15 protein-coding genes and 1 pseudogene are annotated in these 18,998 nt (G+C 42.7%); 7 read left to right on the forward strand and 9 right to left on the reverse strand.

Going from position 1 to position 18,998, the window contains the following annotated elements; all coding sequences use genetic code 11:
* Positions 1-30: 30 nt before the first annotated feature.
* Positions 31-438 (reverse strand): DNA polymerase III subunit chi, encoded by a 408-nt coding sequence (locus tag F991_RS01110; RefSeq protein ID WP_004668201.1) that lies wholly within the window; start codon positions 436-438, stop codon positions 31-33.
* Positions 439-442: 4 nt separating this feature from the next.
* Positions 443-1,891 (reverse strand): leucyl aminopeptidase, encoded by a 1,449-nt coding sequence (locus F991_RS01115; protein ID WP_004668203.1) that lies wholly within the window; start codon positions 1,889-1,891, stop codon positions 443-445.
* Positions 1,892-2,048: 157 nt separating this feature from the next.
* Between F991_RS01115 and lptF the strand changes: the two genes are divergently transcribed.
* From lptF to F991_RS01135, 4 genes are all read left to right on the forward strand, one after another.
* A complete protein-coding gene (gene lptF, locus F991_RS01120; protein ID WP_004668204.1) occupies positions 2,049-3,149 on the forward strand; it encodes an LPS export ABC transporter permease LptF in 1,101 nt (366 codons plus the stop codon).
* On the forward strand, positions 3,149-4,219 hold the full coding sequence (gene lptG, locus F991_RS01125) for an LPS export ABC transporter permease LptG (protein WP_004668205.1): 1,071 nt from the start codon (positions 3,149-3,151) through the stop codon (positions 4,217-4,219). The genes lptF and lptG overlap by 1 nt, the downstream gene beginning before the upstream one ends.
* Positions 4,220-4,347: 128 nt before the next feature.
* Entirely contained in the window at positions 4,348-5,892 is a 1,545-nt protein-coding gene (gene gpmI / locus F991_RS01130; protein ID WP_004668206.1) for a 2,3-bisphosphoglycerate-independent phosphoglycerate mutase, read from the forward strand.
* A 51-nt stretch (positions 5,893-5,943) separates the two neighbouring features.
* Entirely contained in the window at positions 5,944-7,110 is a 1,167-nt protein-coding gene (locus F991_RS01135; protein ID WP_004668208.1) for a S41 family peptidase, read from the forward strand.
* A 44-nt stretch (positions 7,111-7,154) separates the two neighbouring features.
* Here the strand turns inward: F991_RS01135 and F991_RS01140 are convergent.
* The 3 genes and pseudogenes from F991_RS01140 to F991_RS01150 all read right to left on the reverse strand — a co-directional run bounded on the left by F991_RS01140 (position 7,155) and on the right by F991_RS01150 (position 10,825).
* Positions 7,155-8,584: pseudogene (locus F991_RS01140) on the reverse strand (sigma-54-dependent transcriptional regulator).
* 21 nt (positions 8,585-8,605) lie between these two features.
* Positions 8,606-10,171, reverse strand: a complete 1,566-nt coding sequence (locus F991_RS01145) for a sensor histidine kinase (RefSeq protein WP_004668211.1) — start codon at positions 10,169-10,171, stop codon at positions 8,606-8,608.
* An 18-nt stretch (positions 10,172-10,189) separates the two neighbouring features.
* Entirely contained in the window at positions 10,190-10,825 is a 636-nt protein-coding gene (locus F991_RS01150) for a response regulator transcription factor GacA (protein ID WP_004668213.1), read from the reverse strand.
* A gap of 209 nt (positions 10,826-11,034) precedes the next feature.
* Here F991_RS01150 and pbpG point away from each other — a divergent pair, with 209 nt between their 5' ends.
* A complete protein-coding gene (pbpG, locus tag F991_RS01155) occupies positions 11,035-12,099 on the forward strand; it encodes a D-alanyl-D-alanine endopeptidase PBP7/8 (RefSeq protein ID WP_004668215.1) in 1,065 nt (354 codons plus the stop codon).
* Between the two features lie 66 nt (positions 12,100-12,165).
* On the opposite strand, the gene thrC is transcribed toward pbpG, so the two are convergent.
* From thrC to xerD, 4 genes are all read right to left on the reverse strand, one after another.
* A complete protein-coding gene (thrC, locus tag F991_RS01160; protein ID WP_004668218.1) occupies positions 12,166-13,305 on the reverse strand; it encodes a threonine synthase in 1,140 nt (379 codons plus the stop codon).
* Between the two features lie 109 nt (positions 13,306-13,414).
* Positions 13,415-14,716 carry a homoserine dehydrogenase gene (locus F991_RS01165; RefSeq protein ID WP_004668219.1) on the reverse strand — a complete coding sequence of 434 codons (1,302 nt, stop codon included), beginning with the start codon at positions 14,714-14,716 and terminating at the stop codon, positions 13,415-13,417.
* A 129-nt stretch (positions 14,717-14,845) separates the two neighbouring features.
* On the reverse strand, positions 14,846-15,661 hold the full coding sequence (locus tag F991_RS01170) for a DsbC family protein (protein ID WP_004668220.1): 816 nt from the start codon (positions 15,659-15,661) through the stop codon (positions 14,846-14,848).
* A 134-nt stretch (positions 15,662-15,795) separates the two neighbouring features.
* Positions 15,796-16,716 carry a site-specific tyrosine recombinase XerD gene (gene xerD, locus F991_RS01175; protein WP_004668221.1) on the reverse strand — a complete coding sequence of 307 codons (921 nt, stop codon included), beginning with the start codon at positions 16,714-16,716 and terminating at the stop codon, positions 15,796-15,798.
* 151 nt (positions 16,717-16,867) lie between these two features.
* Between xerD and F991_RS01180 the strand changes: the two genes are divergently transcribed.
* Both F991_RS01180 and feoB read left to right on the forward strand, forming a co-directional pair.
* Positions 16,868-17,128 carry a FeoA family protein gene (locus F991_RS01180; RefSeq protein ID WP_034594829.1) on the forward strand — a complete coding sequence of 87 codons (261 nt, stop codon included), beginning with the start codon at positions 16,868-16,870 and terminating at the stop codon, positions 17,126-17,128.
* Complete coding sequence (gene feoB, locus F991_RS01185; protein ID WP_004668224.1) at positions 17,125-18,978, forward strand: ferrous iron transporter B; 1,854 nt, start codon at positions 17,125-17,127, stop codon at positions 18,976-18,978. The genes F991_RS01180 and feoB overlap by 4 nt, the downstream gene beginning before the upstream one ends.
* The last annotated feature ends 20 nt before the right edge of the window (positions 18,979-18,998 follow it).

An 18,998-nucleotide genomic window follows, 5' to 3' on the forward strand; every position in this document is an offset into this window, starting at 1 on the left:
ACTCCTCAAATGATGTTATTGCATGCAGATTTATAATTTAAATGTTCGGGCTTCAATACCTAAACGCCGATACTGTTTAAATTTTTCTCGCCCAATCTGTTTCGCGGTTTCATTATTTTCAATAATCTCGATAATGTGGCGAAAATCTTGATTGAGTTCAAGTGCATGATTGTTAAAATTAAACACGATCCAATCATTGGATGGCGGTAATTGCTCTGAAATACAGACCGCATTATTCGGTTGATGAATGCCGTGAGGAATGAAGCTAAGCGGATCGAAAGTCCATAGTTTTTCATCTAGCTCAGTTTGGAGCGCTAAATCAGGACAATACCACCAAATATGCGGATGCTGAGTTAGAATCTTTCGACATAAACGGCAAGCACTTTCGACTTGCCGTTCTGCACTTTTTTCAAAGAGGTAAAAGCTGATTTGGGTCATGTTTTTAGCTATTCGTTTCAACACGATTTGCTAAGAACTGCATCAATAATGGCACTGGACGACCGGTTGCACCCTTGGCTGCACCTGATAGCCATGCTGTTCCCGCAACATCAAGGTGCGCCCAACGGTATTCACGTGTGAATCGCTCAAGGAAACACGCTGCAGTAATTGCACCACCATACGGTCCACCGATATTCGCGATGTCGGCAAAAGGCGAGTCGAGTAATTCCTGATATTCTTCCATCACAGGCATACGCCATACGCGGTCAAGCGACTGTTCGCCTGCATGTTGTAAGTCTTGTGCAAGCTCGTCATCTGGCGTGAATAAACCACTGACCACTTTACCCAGTGCGACCACACATGCACCTGTTAATGTTGCGATATCAATCACGAGTGCAGGATTGAAACGTTTGATATAGGTCAATGTATCGCAAAGAACCAGACGACCTTCTGCATCGGTATTTAAGATTTCAATGGTCTGACCACTCATGCTAGTGACAATATCACCGGGACGTGTCGCACGACCTGAAGGCATATTTTCAGCTGCTGCTATCGCACCAACCACATGAATCGGTAATCGTGCTTCACAAAGCGCCTGCATTGTACCCAAAACGGAGGCCGCACCGCACATATCGAATTTCATTTCGTCCATGCCTAAGCCCGGCTTTAGTGAAATACCACCTGTATCAAAAGTCACCCCTTTACCGACCAAAACGACAGGTGCTTGTTCGAGTTGGGTGTTGTATTCAAGGGTAATGATTCGTCCTTCACGATCAGAACCTTTGCTGACGGCTAAAAAGGCATTCATGCCTAAGTCTGCCATTTGTTGTTCGTTTAGCACATTCACGGTGAGTAGATCAGGGTATTGTGCAGCGAGGGCCAGTGCTTGATCAGCGAGATATTCAGGGAAACAGATGTTGCCCGGACGGTTGCCTAAGTCACGGGCATAGTTTTGTCCAGATTGAACGGCATGAATCAAATTCAATTGTTGATCATTTAATGGACTTAGATCGGCTACAAGCTGGATGCTGTCTAAGACAAATTCATTTTTCTTAGATTTGAATTCATCGTAAGCATAAGCTGCTTGAGTTAAATTTAAAGCGAACAACTGATGTAAATCAGCAGGTAGCGCTGACAGATCTACAGTGATTTGTTTAAATTTATTTTGTGATGATTTGATAATCGTTTGTGCGAGTTTTGCTAATTTTATCGCTTTTAACTCAGTTGTTTCTCCAAGACCTAACAATTGAGTGTTATTTTGAGCAGTAACTTGAGCAATTAACGGCAAGTTTTCGTTAAAGCCAGCTTTGAATTGTGTAGCAGTAAGTATCTCTTCTAGTTGATTGATTTTATAGCTGTTTAGCTGTTGTTGTAATTGCTCAGAATCAACCAAAATCCACAAAGATTCACTTGGCGTTTGCGCTGGGAATGCGCGATGAAGGGTAAATTTCATTGTTTGTATAGAACCTAATGGACAAAAAATAAAGTTAATCCCATTAAACACTTTCAGATATGAGGTTGCAATCCGCAACACGCGATAGGTTTTATATTTTTAACATTCGGGTAAACTAGCATTACCCCTCGATTGGTCTATTTTTGGAAGCATTACTTTGATTATTCGGCGTTACCTCGTCAAACAAGTGGTGTCCACTTCACTGGTTGTGACTGCCTTACTTACTTTAATTATTATGGGTGGTCAGCTCATCAAGATATTTGGACGAGCTGCACAAGGACGTTTGGATGCTGGTGTTCTACTCAGCATTATTGCCTATCGTTTGCCAGAATTCTTAACTTTGATTTTGCCATTGGGCTTTTTTATTGGTCTGATGTTGGTCTTTGGTCGGCTCTATGTCGATCATGAAATGGCGGTACTCAATGGCAGTGGGGTTAGTCGGAATCAATTGACACGACTCTTGTTGCCGATGAGCTTTGTATTTTTGATTGTGCAAGCGATATTGATGTGTTGGGGTGCATCCGCGGGCATCAGTGGCTATCAAAATCTGATGCAGACGCAAGCGGTGCGCGCAGGTTTTGATTTGGTGAGGCCAAGAGAGTTTATTTCCTCGGGATCTTATACGATTTATGCGGGGTCGCTGTCAGAAGATCGGAAAAAGCTAAAAGATGTTTTTTATTATTATAAGTCTGATCGCGATGATAAACCTGATCAAATGATTTTGGCTAAAGAAGCGACTCGGGTAGAAATGGAAAATGATACCGCCAGTGTCGTTGATTTGGTGCAAGGTCGACGTTATGAAATCTATCCAAACCAGCCGCGATATAACCAAGCTGAGTTTCAATCTTATCGTTTACGCTTAGAAAATGATAAAGATGTAAATTTTGAAAGTGAAAATGTTGAAGCCTTGTCGATGGCAAAATTATGGCAAAAACGTGATGATTTTGTGGTCAGAAGTGAGCTGGGGTGGCGTATTTTCGGTCCATTTGTCATGCTTGTGGCCTTGTTGCTTGCGGTGGCATTATCTGAAGTGAATCCACGTCAAGGACGATATTATCGTTTGATTCCTGCGATTTTTATTTTCGCTAGTTTGATTGTGTTAATGATTGCGATTAAAACTCGGATCAGTAAAGCAGAGTTAGACGTTTGGGCGTATCCAGTGGTATTGCTGATTTATGCAATGGTCGCGGCAATTTTTGCACGGAAACAAAAATTGGCACCAAAAATCAAGAAAAGTATTCAGCGAGTGGGGTTGTAATGTTAGCACGTCGTATCATCGCCAAACATGTCACAAAAACCACAGTCCTCGCCATGCTTGGTACAACGCTGGTGTTGTCTTTCTTGCAGGTGTTATTTACCTATCTCGGTGAATTAGGCGCGCTGAAAGACAGTTATAATGCGTGGCAAGCCTTCCTTTATGTGATGTGGGGTGCGCCGCGTTATCTCTATGAAATTTTACCTGTCGCTGCATTGATTGGGTCGGTTTTGGGGCTAGGGGCATTGGCTTCAAATAGTGAACTCATCGTGATGCGTTCTGCTGGGATCAGTCTTTGGCGGATTGTGGGCTGGGTGATGCGTTCGGCACTATTGTTGATCGTCTTATCGTTTGTTTTGAGTGAATGGGTGATCCCTTATACCAATGAACAAGCGCAAAGCATCAAAAAGCAACGCAGTGTTGCCGCTTTAGGTGAAGTCAAAGGTTATTGGTCGCGTGAAGGGCAGCGTTTCGTTTATATCGACTATGCCAACGCACAAGGGCAGCTTCGTAATATTCAGTCGATTGATTTTGATGAAAACTATCGCTTACAGTCTTTTGTAACGGCTGAACATGGCAACTTTGTCAAAGATGGGCAATGGACTTTAGAACAGGCACATCAAGTTGATTTATTAGCCCAAGGCAATGCCATCAAAACTGACCACGCACAACAAGCTTTGGCTTTGGCGCTACAACCGAAATATGTGCATATGGTGACTTTGGATCCAGAAGATCTCTCTCCGAGTCAGCTGATTAGTTTTATGGGCTATATGGAGGAATACAGCCAAGTGCCAAAAACCTATGAATTAGCGTTTTGGCAGAAAGTTGCTTCGCCGTTCGCTTTAATTGCATTAGTGTTGATCGCTTGTTCCTTCATTTTTGGTCCATTACGTCAGCAATCAATGGGTTTCCGCTTGGTAATAGCCTTATTTACAGGACTGGGCTTTTTCTACCTACAAGACTTTATGGGGTATGCGAGCTTAGTCTATGCACCTTCACCAGCTTGGTTTGTATTATTACCCGTGGTGTTGATGTTTAGCATCGGTAGTTATTTATTGTATCGAGCCAGATAGGCGTTGCTTGAATCGAGCTATGATTTCTATGCTGCATATGGGTGAAAGCCAGCAGCAAGGTCATAGAGAATTTGCTTAAATTTCGGTAAACTATGCCGATCAAATGATAGACACACAGAGAGCCCATTATGACGGATGCAAATGCTGGTAAAATTCCTCACGTTCTTGTAATTATGGATGGTGTAGGACATCGTGAAGCAGTCGAAGATAATGCGTATTTAGCCGCTAAAACGCCAAACCTTACAGCGATGAAAGCCAAGCATCCGAACAGTTTGATTTCTGGTTCAGGTGAAGATGTTGGTCTACCTGATGGTCAAATGGGCAACTCAGAAGTTGGACATATGAATCTTGGCGCAGGACGTGTGTTGTACCAAGATTTTACCCGTATTACCAAAGATATCCGTACGGGTGATTTTTTTGAGCATGAAGTCCTGATTGATGCCGTTGAAAAAGCCAAAGCTGCCAATGGTGCAGTGCATGTGATGGGGTTGCTGTCTGAAGGTGGTGTGCATTCGCATGAAGACCATATTGTTGCGATGTGTGAACTCGCTTTGAAGCGTGGCGCAACGGTTTATTTACATGCATTTTTAGATGGTCGTGATACGCCACCACGTAGTGCCAAACCATCATTAGAAAAATTAGATGCTTTATTTGCACAATATCCAAACCAAGGTCGTATTGTTTCGATGATTGGCCGTTATTTTGCGATGGATCGTGATAACCGTTGGGATCGTGTTGAACAAGCTTATCGTTTAATGACTGAAGGTGAGTCAACTCGAGTTGCAGCTACCGCAGTTGAAGGTTTGGAACAAGCGTATGCTGAAAATGAAAATGATGAATTCGTTAAAGCAACACGTATTGGTGATGTTGTAAAAGTACAAGATGGCGATAGTCTGGTCTTTATGAATTTCCGAGCTGATCGTGCGCGTGAAATTACCCGTGCTTTTGTTGAAAAAGATTTTGCGGGTTTTACACGTAAAGTTATTCCTCAATTGTCAAAATTTGTCATGCTGACACGTTACCAAGCCAGTATCGATGCCCCGATTGCGTATATGCCTGAAGGATTGAAAAACTCAATTGGGGAATATCTGTCGAGTTTAGGCAAAACTCAATTACGGATTGCTGAAACTGAAAAATATGCACATGTGACCTTTTTCTTCAGCGGTGGCCGTGAGGATGAGTATGTAGGTGAAAAGCGTATTTTGATTCCATCTCCAAACGTTGCAACCTATGATTTAAAACCAGAAATGAGTGCCTATGAAGTCACGGATGAGTTGGTCAATGCAATAAACTCTGGTGAGTTTGATCTGTTGGTGGTGAACTATGCCAATGGTGATATGGTTGGACATACGGGGATATTTGACGCTGCGATCAAAGCCGTAGAAACCGTGGATACTTGTTTAGGTCGGGTTTATGATGCTGTGATGGCAAACAAAGGGCATATGTTAATTACTGCTGACCATGGTAATGTAGAGCAAATGCAAGACTATGTCAGTGGACAGGTGCATACCCAGCATACCACTGAGTCAGTTCCATTTATCTATGTCGGTCCTACCCAAGCAACCATTGCTGAAGGTGGTATCTTGGCTGACGTTGCGCCAACTTTACTGCATTTGATGCAGATTCCTGTACCTCCAGAAATGCAAGGTAAGAACTTAATTACTTTACAGTAATCTCCCCCTTAATCGCGCTTTATACAGCGCGATGCTTTAGAAGGTGAACGTATGACTCAACACAACAACATTTATCGAGCACTATGGGCAAGTTTGTTGATGTGTTGGGGTGTTACACTTCATGCTGCCCCTCCTTCTGGATGGGGCGATGATAGTACATCACCTAGTGCTGAAGTGCCGATTGAGTCGATTCAACAGTTTGTACAGATTTATGGCATTGTTCGAGATAACTATGTTGATAAAAAATCAGATGATGCTTTATTTCAGCAATCGATTAAAGGTTTGGTGAGTGGCCTAGATAATTATTCTCGCTATTTATCTGCTGAAGAATACCGTCAACTGATTCAATATACCGAAGGTGATCTGGCTTCGGTCGATTTTAATTTAAATTATGATGCGCATACCAAATTGTGGCAGATTCAAGGTCTAAAAACAGGCTCTGATTCGAATAAACTGGGTCTGCGTAATGGTCAGGCGATTGTTAAAATTGATCATCAAGAGTTAAAAAACTTAAATCAAGATCAAGTCCAAGGGTTATTGTATGGTTCGATTGGCAGTACCATACAAATTTTGCCAGAAAGCAATATAAGTACACTGATCTTGGTCAGAAATAAGAAAGTAGAAACAGATATAGAACCCGTTTTATTACACAATCAAGTCTTAGTCCTTAAAATTAGAGTGTTTCAACAAGATACAGCCAATGAAATTAAGCGACTCATCGAGGAATTTGGTTCACAAAAATTAAAAGCTGTGGTGTTAGATCTGCGCAATAATCCGGGTGGTCTACTTTCAGCCGCAGTTGAATCGGCAGATTTATTTTTGGATCAAGGTCTGATCGTCACAACCAAGAGCCGTTCTGAAGGTGATCAGCAATTTCAGGCGTTACCATCGAATGAGTTTCAAAAGCTTAAATTGGGAATATTGATTAATCGACGTTCGGCATCGGCAGCCGAAGTATTTACCGCCGCATTAAAAGATCATAAACGTGCTTGGGTGGTCGGAGAAAATAGTTACGGCAAAGGTGTCGTACAAAAACTGTTTCCGTTACCAAGTGGTGCTGCGCTACAAATGACAGTATCGCATTATTACACCCCGAAAGATCAGATGATCGAAGGACAAGGCATTCAGCCGAATCAAAGCTATGCGTTGCAGCCTGAAATGAAAGAAGATTATTATTTAGAGCATATCAGCGAATTAGTGCTGAAAAGTAAACCTTAATGCAATGAAGCCCCTGATTTAGCAGGGGCTTCATTTTTTAAGAATTATTCATCCTCTTCAGTATCTAAGCCGAACTTTTTAAACGGTAGCGTAAAGAGCGGAAGGTCATCCCTAATTTCTTAGCGGCTAAGGTCCGATTCCAATGGGTTAAGTTTAGTGCGTTGAGCAGGACTTCTTTCTCAATATTTTCTAAATAACGTTCTAAGCCTTCAGGTGGAAGCTTTTTGGAACTAGTGCTTGGACTGGTTGAATATTGTGCTTGTTCAACATCTTCTTGAGTATAGAGTGATGCTGTCGGCATCGAGATCGGACTGCGCAAAGGTGCGGTCTGTAAGTGTGCGAGGTCAATGCTGTTGTCATCGCTGAGTGTCATTGCGCGTTCGATGATATTACGCAATTCACGGACATTGCCAGGGAAGTATTGCTGTAGCAAGAACTGCTCGGCACGAGTCGATAAGGATTTAGGTGATAAATCCCATTCCTGACTAATTCTCTGGATGAAGTGATTGGCCAATAACAGGATATCTTGTCCGCGTTCACGTAAGGGTGGAAGTACGATATCCATCACATGAATACGGAAAAATAAATCTTGTCTAAATCGACCTTGTTGCACCAGTAGTTCAAGGTCTTGATGGCTGGCACTAATCACTCGGAAATCAACATCAATTTCCTGATCCGAACCGACAGGGCGAATTCTCTTTTCCTGTACTGCACGCAGTAATTTAACTTGCATATTCAACGGCAATTCAGCAATTTCATCTAAAAATAAACTACCGCCGTGCGCAGAAAGAATTAAGCCTTGTTTGTCTTGTGTCGCGCCCGTAAAGCTGCCTTTTTTATGCCCAAATAACTCACTTTCCATCAATTCAGTTGGAATCGCACCACAGTTAATGGCGATAAATGGCCCTTCACTACGATTGCTTAAACGATGGACCAGATTTGCAACCACCTCTTTGCCTGTTCCTGATTCACCTGTAATAAACACAGGCGCTTGAGAACGCGCAATTTTCTTTAAAGCGATCCGTAACTGTTGAATTGGCGGCGAGCGCCCGATTAACAGTTTATTTTCTAACGCTGTTTCGGCTGCCTCTTGCTCAGGTTGCGGTCGATTCAAGGCTTTTTGAATCAATTGATCCAAATGCTTTTGATTGACTGGTTTACTGACAAAATCAAATGCACCTGCTTTTAGTGCTGCAATCGCAATGTCCATATTGCCATAAGCTGTAAGTACAGCGATGGGTGTGTTGGGATGGTTCTGAGTGACGTGTTTGACTAAATCTAAACCGTTGCCATCTGGGAGGTTCAAATCTGTTAGACAAGCATCATACTGAAACTCAGTGAAAAACTTTTTTGCTTGCTCAATCCGATAAGCGAGATGTGTCTTGATGCCCATTCGTGCAAGTGTCATTTGCATTAAGAGACACAAGTCCTCTTCATCGTCTACAAGCAAGACGAGTGGTTGTTTAGTTGTCATTCCCCGAAAAACCTAATTTAATCAATTAATTATTGAGCACTCAATCCTGAAGCATGCTCCTTGTTGTCGCTCTACATAAGTGAGCTTTGCATGATTTGCCTCACAAAATGTATGAGACAGATACAATCCTAAACCAGTTCCATTAATTTCGGTACTAAAAAATGGTTTAAACAGTTGAGAAAGGTCACGTTTCGCAACACCCGTACCAAAATCAATGACATCAATGCGTGTTCGCCCCTCATTGCGCTGAACTTCGATCTCAATATAAGGGGCATCTGAGGCATTATGGCGCAATGCATTTCGAATTAAATTAATCAGCACTTGGCGTAATTGTTTGTCATCAAATAGAACTTTGACATCTTCAGGAATATTGAGCTGAATCATGTGCTTGACGTCAGCTAAGTCCTCATTGCATAGACTTTCAAAGAATGTGGTCAGCTCAATCGTTTGAGGCTCTGTTGGCTTGTTACGTGCCATTGCTAAAGTGTCTTGCACAATGCAGTCAATTCGTTTGGCTTGTTTGCTAATCATACGAGACAGCATTTCTTGTTGATGCTCATCGCTGGCTTTAAATAACTCATTGGCTTGCACGATCGCAGCCAAAGGGTTGCGAATCTCATGGGCGATGCTGGCCGAGAGTTGTCCTAGCGCAGCTAATTTTAATTGTTGTACTTGTTGCGTGAGCTTCTGCGCATCTTTTAATACCAGCAACACCAGTGCTTGTTCAGGAACGATTAAATGTTTCACCCGAACATTGACGGTATATAGACTCTGTTGCGACTCAAATGTAAATTCTTCGCCATCTTCTAAATCACTAAATTTAATCAGTTCAAAAAGATCGGGTTGCCACTTAATGAGGGGCGTTTTTTCAGTCGAGACAGGCACGTGAATGCCCAATAAGGCGTTGGCAGCGGGATTGGTCAATACGATATGATTGCTTTCATCGAGTACCAAATAGCCGTCTTCAATTTGTTCCAGAATATAACGGTTAATATTTTGAAGTTGATGAATTTCAATCGATTGATGAAAGGTCAATGCTTCTAAAATATTAAACCGTTGTACTGCAATACGCCCAATCGCAAACACCACGAAAAATAAAAAGGCCAACAGCAGACTATTGCCTAAATGATTTAAGTTGTTGTAATCAAGAAAGTTACCAATGAAACGCTGGTAAATCACCATGATGACAGCAAAAAGCGTAATAATCAGGGAAAGTCGGGCATCGAGTAAGATTGCAGATGAAAAAATAATAATGACGTAGAGCAAGCTGAGTTGCAGATTGGGTCCACCCGTTGAAAAGGTGATAATACTTAAGCAGACCACATCAATGATGAAGATCAAGATCAGTTGCTTACTGATTTGTGATGGAACCAATCTTAGAAATAAAAGCTGACCGATATTGAGCGTGACATAAGCAATCAGCGTATAGAAATATAAAGACGGGTAAATGTAATTGTTGGCCAGTTGCTCGGCGGTCAATAGGTAAATGAGCAATAAGCTGACGGAAATAATCAGACGATATCCGCTATACCAAGCGCCTAGTTGGTAAATGGTTTGTGACACTGAGGATGCAATTTTTCCCAACATAGGCGATTCACAAGGGTTTTAAGGTTTAATCAGTCCATAACGAATCGCAAGATGGGTGAGTTTGACATCACTATCAATTGCCAGTTTTTCAAAAATACGATAACGATAGGTATTTACGGTCTTCACACTGACAAATAACTTGTCAGCGATTTCTTGGGCGCTAATACAGTTGACCACCATCATCGCCACTTGCATTTCACGTTCAGACAGCGCATCAAAAGGGGATTGCTGCGTATCAGAAAGATAAGAACTGGCCAGTTGCTCAGCGATGTCAGCACTGAAATATTTACCACCCAGCATCACTTTGTTAATCGCACGAACCATTTCTGCAATCGGTGCACCTTTGGTGATATATCCTTTGGCGCCTGCTTTGAGTAAAAGGGAAGGATAAGGTTCTTCTGCTAGACCACTTACGGCGATAACTTTGGTATCCGGAGCACTTTGTAACAAGCGTCGTGTGGTTTCTACACCACCAATCCCCGGCATGTTTACATCCAGAAGCACAACCTGAGGGTGTTTTTGGCGAACAATAGCGATCGCGTCTTCTCCAGATTCGGCCTGTCCAATGACCTCAACTTCTGGGTGGTCTTCTAACATACGACAAATACCAGTACGTACGAGTTCATGATCATCAACAACGAGAACAGTGATCAAGAAGACCTCCTTTTATTAAAAAATTGGTTTTTTGTTACATAAAGCAAAATTAGCTTGCAATGAAATGACAAAATTAGCAATGCTATTCTTCATTTTAAGAGAATAGTTGTACACAATTGTGTCTATAAAAGCTTTACCCAATATGCTCAAATGTAAGGCATAATGATAGTAAGCGCAAATGTGCAGCATCCTGAGTTGAGTATTGTGTCGTGAAAAATCCTAAAAAATCCGTCATGCATGTTTTAGGCATGTCTATCTTGTTGGCTTGCAGCTCAACAAGTTTTGCTGAGTTAGTTGTCAATAACAATTCAGCGTCTTCGATTGACAATGGTTCAGCTTCATTGAGCTGGTCGGCCAGTGATGTCAATCAATTGATGAATGATGATGAGTCATTGGATATTGGTCCACAAGGCTCTACGTCTGTAACGACGACCTTGCGTAGTGGTGGCTCTGCTACGATTAGCTCGTCAGCAACGCCACAACAAAGCGTTCAGATACGCGATACTTCTGGTTCAATCAGCCAGCCTTCAGTCAATGCACGCGCTGCATTGGTGATGGATGCGCAAACGGGTGAAGTGCTGTATAGCAAAAATACCAACTCAGCTTTGCCAATCGCGTCAATCACCAAAGTCATGACAGCCGTGGTTACTGCTGATGCTCGATTGAACATGTCTGAAGAAATCACCTTACAGAGCATTGATTTTGCTGGCGCAGGCGGGAAGAACTCGAGTTCCACACTACGCGCAGGCGATAGTATGAATCGAGCAGAATTACTACTATTCGCTTTGATGAAATCAGAAAATCCTGCTGCTGCTGCTTTAGCGCGAACTTATCCAGGTGGGCGTAATGCCTTCTATGCGGCGATGAACAGCAAAGCAAAACAATTGGGAATGACAGCGACACATTATGTCGAGTCCACAGGTTTACATCCGGGCAATGTTTCATCTGCACGTGACTTAGGCATTCTGGTCAGTACAGCATCACAGTATGGCTTGATTCGTCAGTTTTCAACCACACCGACCTATGATTTTAATTTAGGTTATCGTGTACTGAAGTCAAATAATACCAATGCTTTAGTACGTAATGGTGGTTGGAATATTAATTTGTCTAAAACTGGATATATTAATGAAGCAGGACGCTGTGTGGTTATGCACACTACTGTGAATTCACGTCCAGCGGTTGTGGTGTTATTGGGTGCGCCAAGTACGCAAGCACGAAATAGTGATGCAACCAATTTATTGACTTGGTTAAATACTTTGCCAAAACGTGTTTAATCATTATTGAACAAATAAAAAACCAGTTGCATGCAACTGGTTTTTTTATGTCATGAGACGCGATGGTTACATATTAGAAAGAATCGAATCTTTCACTTGATCCATCGTAGCATCAATCGACAACATCACAGCATCAGCGCATTGCTTGATCGCGGTATCAGGATCTTTTAAGCCATTACCTGTCACCGTACAGACAATCACAGAACCTTCAGCGATTTTACCTGCTTTAAGATCACGGATTGCACCACCGATCGATGCTGCTGATGCAGGTTCTACAAAGACACCTTCATACATTGAAAGTAAGCGTTGTGCTTCTAGGATTTCAGCATCCGTTAGTTCATCGAACCAACCTTTAGAATCACGTACTACTGCTTTAGCATGGTTCCAACTTTGTGGGTTACCAATACGAATCGCCGTCGCAACCGTCTCTGGATTTTCTACTGGTGCGCCACGTAAGAATGGTGCAGCGCCAGCAGCCTGATAACCGACCATCGTTGGTAAGCCTTCTGGTTTTGGCCCAGTAAACTGATCTGTAGCTGCATCATAAATCACTTGTTCAAACTGATCAGCAGGTTGATTTGCAACCGCTTCGGTATAACCCATCCAGTGTGCAGTGATATTACCCGCATTGCCCACTGGCAAGCAGTGATAGTCTGGTGCACGACCCAAAGCTTCTACGATTTCATAAGCAATGGTTTTTTGACCTTGCAAACGATAAGGGTTAATTGAGTTTACAATAGTAACAGGTGCTTGATCCGCAACTTCTTTGACCAGACGCATACCATCATCAAAGTTACCGCGGATTTGCATGGTAATCGCACCGTACATCATCGCCTGAGCCATTTTACCCATCGCAATCTTGCCTTCTGGAATCAAGACAAATGCTTTGATGCCTGCACGCGCTGCATAAGCTGCTGCGGCTGCTGAGGTATTCCCTGTAGATGCACAGATGATCGCTTTAGAACCTTCCTCAACGGCTTTGGTCACCGCCATCGTCATACCACGGTCTTTAAATGAACCTGTTGGATTCAGACCTTCGTATTTCACGTAGATTTCAACGTTTTTACCAATAATACGTGGAATATTCTCGAGTTTAATGAGCGGTGTATTACCTTCACCTAAAGAAATTGCACGCGTAGTTGCAGATACAGGTAAACGGTCACGATAACGATCTACAAGACCAGTATAACGATTGGCATTCGACATGATGGTGTTCCAATATATAGATATTTTAAATCTTTGTTTTCAAAAGGGACTTGACGATGTGCAAGTCCCCCCTTTGAAAAGGGGGATTTAGGGGGATTTAAAAACCTGATTAACTATCGAGCGATTCTAAACGAATTCTGACGATTTCGCCATGAATTGCAGGTAATGCTTGAATTTGTGCAAGCGCTTCATCCATTTTTGATTCAACAATTGGATCAGTTAAGATCACGATTGGAATCAAATCTTTTAGACGAGATTGTTGCATGATGGCATCAATACTAATACCTGTACGGCTTAAAATCGCGGTGACATCAGCCAGTACGCCTGTCTGATCTTCGGCATTTAGACGGATATAGTATCCAGTCGTCATTTCTTCACGGCTTAAAATCGGCATGTCGGCTAGGGCTTCAAATGCCAATTGCGGAATAGTCCCCGCACCATCTTCGGTATACGAGATGTCACGAACAATATCAATCACATCAGCTACGACAGCAGAAGCCGTTGGACTCGCACCAGCGCCGGCACCGTAATAAAGCGTTGGACCGACGGCATGTGCTTGCACCAACACTGCATTTTTAACGCCGTTTACATTGGCTATCAACTGTTCAGCAGGGATCAAGGTTGGATGTACACGAAGTTCAATACCATTGGCTGCGCGACGAGCAATACCTAAATGCTTGATACGGAAACCAAGTTCTTCAGCATATTTCACATCTTGCGCGGTGATTTTGCTGATCCCTTCGGTATACACCTTGTTAAATTGTAATGGGATACCAAAAGCACAAGAGGCCAAAATCGTAAGCTTGTGTGCTGCATCAATTCCTTCAACATCGAAAGTTGGGTCAGCTTCAGCATAACCAAGTTGTTGCGCTTCTGCCAAGACATCTGCAAATGCACGACCTTTTTCGCGCATTTCGGTGAGGATAAAGTTACCTGTACCGTTGATAATCCCTGCGAGCCATTGGATATGGTTGGCAGCAAGACCTTCACGGATCACTTTAATAATCGGAATACCGCCAGCAACGGCTGCTTCATAAGCGATTTGTACCGCGTTATCCTCAGCAGCTTTAAACAGTTCATTGCCATGTTCAGCAAGTAAGGCTTTGTTTGCTGTGACGACTTGCTTGCCATGTTTAATGGCTTCCATAATCAGTTCATAAGCAGGATGAATCCCACCCATGACTTCCACAACGACATCAACATCAGGCTGACGCACAATTTCCATCAGATCAGCGCTTTGCTGAATCCCTGCGAGTTGTAAATCTGGACGTGGACGGCGGGTGCCTACGTGTGTAATTTGAATTTCTCGACCAGTACGGCGTTTAATTTCAGCAGCATTTTCTTGTAGTAATTTAAGGGCTCCACCACCAACAGTACCAAGACCGAGTATCGCCAGACGAACTGGTTTCACGTCACACTCCATTTTATTCAATCATTTTAATGAAGCTTGATCATAGCTAAAAAAATGCAGCGAAACTAGGGCTAAGATCATCTTTAATCTGTCGCCCAAGTCGTTCTTTCTTGGCGGTAGAGAAAAGGCTTATTTGTTTAAGCGTTGAGCGATTTCATCCGCAGTCATATAGCCGCCTAAATACTCACCCTCAACGTTATAAATTGCAGGCGTACCATTCACACCCATATTTAAACCGAGTTGGTATTGGTCGCTTACTGGATTTTTACACTCGGCTGCTGTCACAGGTAAGCCTTGAATCGCTTGGTCAAATGCAGCTTTACGATCTTTACTACACCAGATGGCTTGCATCGTTGGCATAAATTGATCACCACGCGGCCATGCAATATAACGAATCTCAATGCCTTTTTCGTTTATGGCAGGAATATTTTCATGGAGTCGGTGGCAGTATGGACAGCTTGAATCGGTAAATACATAAATGATATGTTTGGCTTTGCCACCTTTGGCTGGATAAACAATCAGGTCTTCATTCTTTAATGAAGCCAAGTGTTTTTTGTTCTCAGTGGCTTGCAGTGCTTCGCTGACATTATGCAACTGTTTGTCGCCTAAGCGAATTACATCACCTTGAATAATATATTGACCATCGCTGGTGGCATACACAGAACCCATACCTTCAAGATTGACCCAGAATAAGTTGGGAACTTCAGTTTTTTGTATTGAAACGATTTTGGCGTTAATTTTAGCGGTTTTAAAATTCTTTTCTAAAGTAGAGATCAAACGTTGTTGTGCATTTCGCTCATTTAACGTGGATGCTTCACCTGTCGCAGGTGTGCTTGCTGTGAGCGTATCTTGTTTTTGTGCTGAATTTTCTTTTGAACAAGCACTGACCAATAAGGTTGAGGCTAATGTACAAGCAAGTACAAGCTGAGATCGAGTAAATACCATAAAGAACCTTTTTTGTACGTTTTCATTTCTATAAGCGGCTAAGCATACCAAAAAAATCAAATGACTTCGTTAAATCTTGCTGACTCTCTGTGAATGAGAATATCTTCTCGCTGATTCCCTGATAAAAGGTCATTTTAGCCGCGCGGATGGTGTTTGCTGTGCAGTTCTTGCATACGATGTTGCGCAACATGAGTATAAATCTGTGTGGTAGACAGGTCACTGTGTCCGAGTAGCATTTGGACGACACGTAAATCAGCACCATGATTCAAAAGGTGGGTTGCAAAAGCATGGCGCAAGGTATGCGGTGATAGTTCAGTTTGAATGTTGGCTTGTAGGGCATAGCGTTTAATTGCATACCAAAAATTTTGACGACTCATAATTCCACCATGCTGGGTTAGAAATAGATAATCAGTACTACTCTTATACAGTTGTGGTCGAGATTCTGCTAAATATTTTTCGATCCACTCGCAAGCATATTGCCCAAGTGGTACTAGGCGTTCTTTATTGCCTTTACCGGTAATACGTAAAAAACCTTGTTTTAAATTAATCAGTTCTAAACGCAAATTGAGTAGCTCTGAAACCCGCAAACCGCAAGCATATAAAACCTCGAGCATGGCGCGATCACGTAGACCTAAAGCATTGCTAATATCTGGCGCATGAATCAACGCTTCCACATCTTGTTCGGATAGATCCTTGGGCAATGCTCGACCAATTTTCGGCGATTGATGGGTGGCAACAGGATTGTCATCTCTGAGCTTTTGTTCTCTTAGAAATTTATAAAATTGACGTAAAGCGGATAAGCAACGAGCGATAGAACGAGGACTCTTTCCTGCTTTGGTCAATGCAATCAATACATCCGCAATATCATCACTCGACCATTGTGGTAATACGCCATTTTTGTGCAATTCACTACATTGAATCAGATCAGATAAATAAGCATTACGGGTATGCGGACTGACGGTTTGCGCCACTAAATAATCACGGAAACCCTGTAAGAAACCCAAATGTTCGGGAATGGTCACGGCGGCAGGGATACGCGGTTTTTTATTTAACATGGTCGTTCTGATATGCATGATGTGTTGGCACTTTAAAAGAAAACAGAAGGCTTGTCGATTGGAGGTTTATTGTAAATGCCATTGAGATTGCTTTTGGTAATTATTCTCATTTGTCTGTATACTTGGGCAAAAGGTTTTATGGTGAAAAGTGGTGCGTTTATCAGCATTAAAAGTCAAGCAAACAGCGATGATTACCAAAGTAAATCGCTCAGTCGATGAAACGGAACATGCAGATCTTGTGGCAGTTCGTTTAGAGAGTTTAGGCTTTGTGCCAGGTACACAAGTACAAGTGGTGACCAAAGGTATTTTTGGTGGTGACCCCATTCTCATCCAGATCGGTTTTACGCGCTTTGCATTGCGTAAAGCTGAAGCCGATAAAATTGAAATTCAACTTGAAGGAGCACCTGCATGAGTGATGCGTTACGTGTTGCCCTTGTGGGAAATCCAAACTGCGGTAAGACTTCATTATTTAATCATTTAACTGGAACGCGCCAAAAAGTTGCCAACTATGCGGGTGTAACAGTTGAGCGTAAGGTCGGTCACTTTCAATTGCCTTCTGGTCGAAGTGTGCGTGTGCTGGATTTGCCAGGCACCTATAGCTTGCAAGCAACCAGTCCAGATGAAGAAATTACCCGTGATGTTTGCCAAGGTAAAATTGCGGAAGAAGGGCAGCAAGATGCCTTTTTATGTGTCGTAGATGCAACCAATTTGAAATTGCACTTGGGCTTGGTCTTGGAAATGATTGAGCTTGGGCGTCCGATACTGGTTGTATTGAACATGATGGATGAGGCGCGTCGTCGCGGTATCCAGATTAATACGCAGAAGCTGTCACAGCGCCTAGGCGTACCTGTGGTCGAAACGGTTGCTGTTCGTAGTGCGGGCATCGAGAATTTACGTCACGCTTTGGATCAAGAAAAGTATGCGATCCCGCAAACGGAGTTAAGTGGTTTAACGGGTGAACATCATCAGAAAATCGAGATGATTTTCAAAGATGTGGTGAGTTTCGTTGATCAGGAAGATAAACGTACTGACTTTCTCGATAAAATCTTTTTGCATCCAGTCTTAGGCCTACTTAGTCTTGCCGTCATGATGTTCGTGGTGTTCCAAGCTGTTTTTGCTTGGGCCGCCCCTTTTATGGATGGCATCGAGGACTTTTTTGCTTGGCTCGGTGAGATGTTGGGCGAATCGATTGCGAATCCTTTACTGAATAGCTTAGTGGTTGATGGGATTATCGCTGGGGCGGGTAGTGTGGTGGTGTTCTTGCCACAAATTTTAATTTTATTCTTCTTTATTTTGGTATTAGAAGAATCCGGTTATTTACCGCGCGCAGCGTTTTTACTCGATAAGTTAATGTTTAAAGCCGGTTTGAGTGGGCGTGCGTTTATTCCGTTATTGTCTAGCTTTGCTTGCGCAATTCCTGGAATTATGGCGACGCGGAGTATTAGCGACCATCGGGATCGTTTTACCACGATTATGGTTGCGCCGTTGATGACCTGTTCCGCGCGTTTACCTGTTTATGCACTGTTAATTGCTGCATTTATTCCAAGTCAAACAGTGTTGGGAATCTTTAATCTGCAAGGTTTGGTGCTGTTTGGCTTATATATGGCGGGTATTGTTAGCGCGTTGTGTGTTGCCTTTGTGACCAAGTTTTTACAAAAGGATAAATCACAGCATGCATTGTTACTCGAATTGCCAAGTTACCGTATTCCCGATATCAGAAGTGTGGCTATTGGTTTATTGGATCGAGGTAAAATCTTCTTAAAACGCGTTGGTGGAATCATTTTCGCTTTATCGATTTTACTTTGGTTTCTGTGTACTTTCCCTCAAGCACCTGAAGATGCAACCCGCGCTGCGATTGATTATAGTTTTGCAGGGATGTTGGGTCATTTGATGGAACCCATTTTTGCACCACTTGGTTTTAATTGGCAAATTTGTATTGCTTTGATTCCCGCAATGGCTGCACGTGAAGTGGTGGTTGCTGCATTGGGTACGGTTTATGCACTGTCTGGCGCTGATGATGATGCAATTGCAGAGGGCTTGGCGAGCTTAATTAGTGCGGATGGTTCAGGCTGGTCATTGGCAACTGGATTGTCTTTATTGGTGTGGTTTATTTATGCGCCACATTGTCTCGCGACTTTGGCAACAGTACGTCGTGAAACAGGTTCTTGGAAACATGTGGCCATCATGACAGCTTATCTGTTTGGATTGGCTTATTTGATGTCCTTCTTCACTTACCAAATTGCATCCAGCATTTGGGGGTGATTGTAATCTTCCCTTGCGCT

The sequence above is a fragment of the Acinetobacter sp. CIP-A165 genome (genome assembly GCF_000367985.1).
Lineage (GTDB): Bacteria > Pseudomonadota > Gammaproteobacteria > Pseudomonadales > Moraxellaceae > Acinetobacter.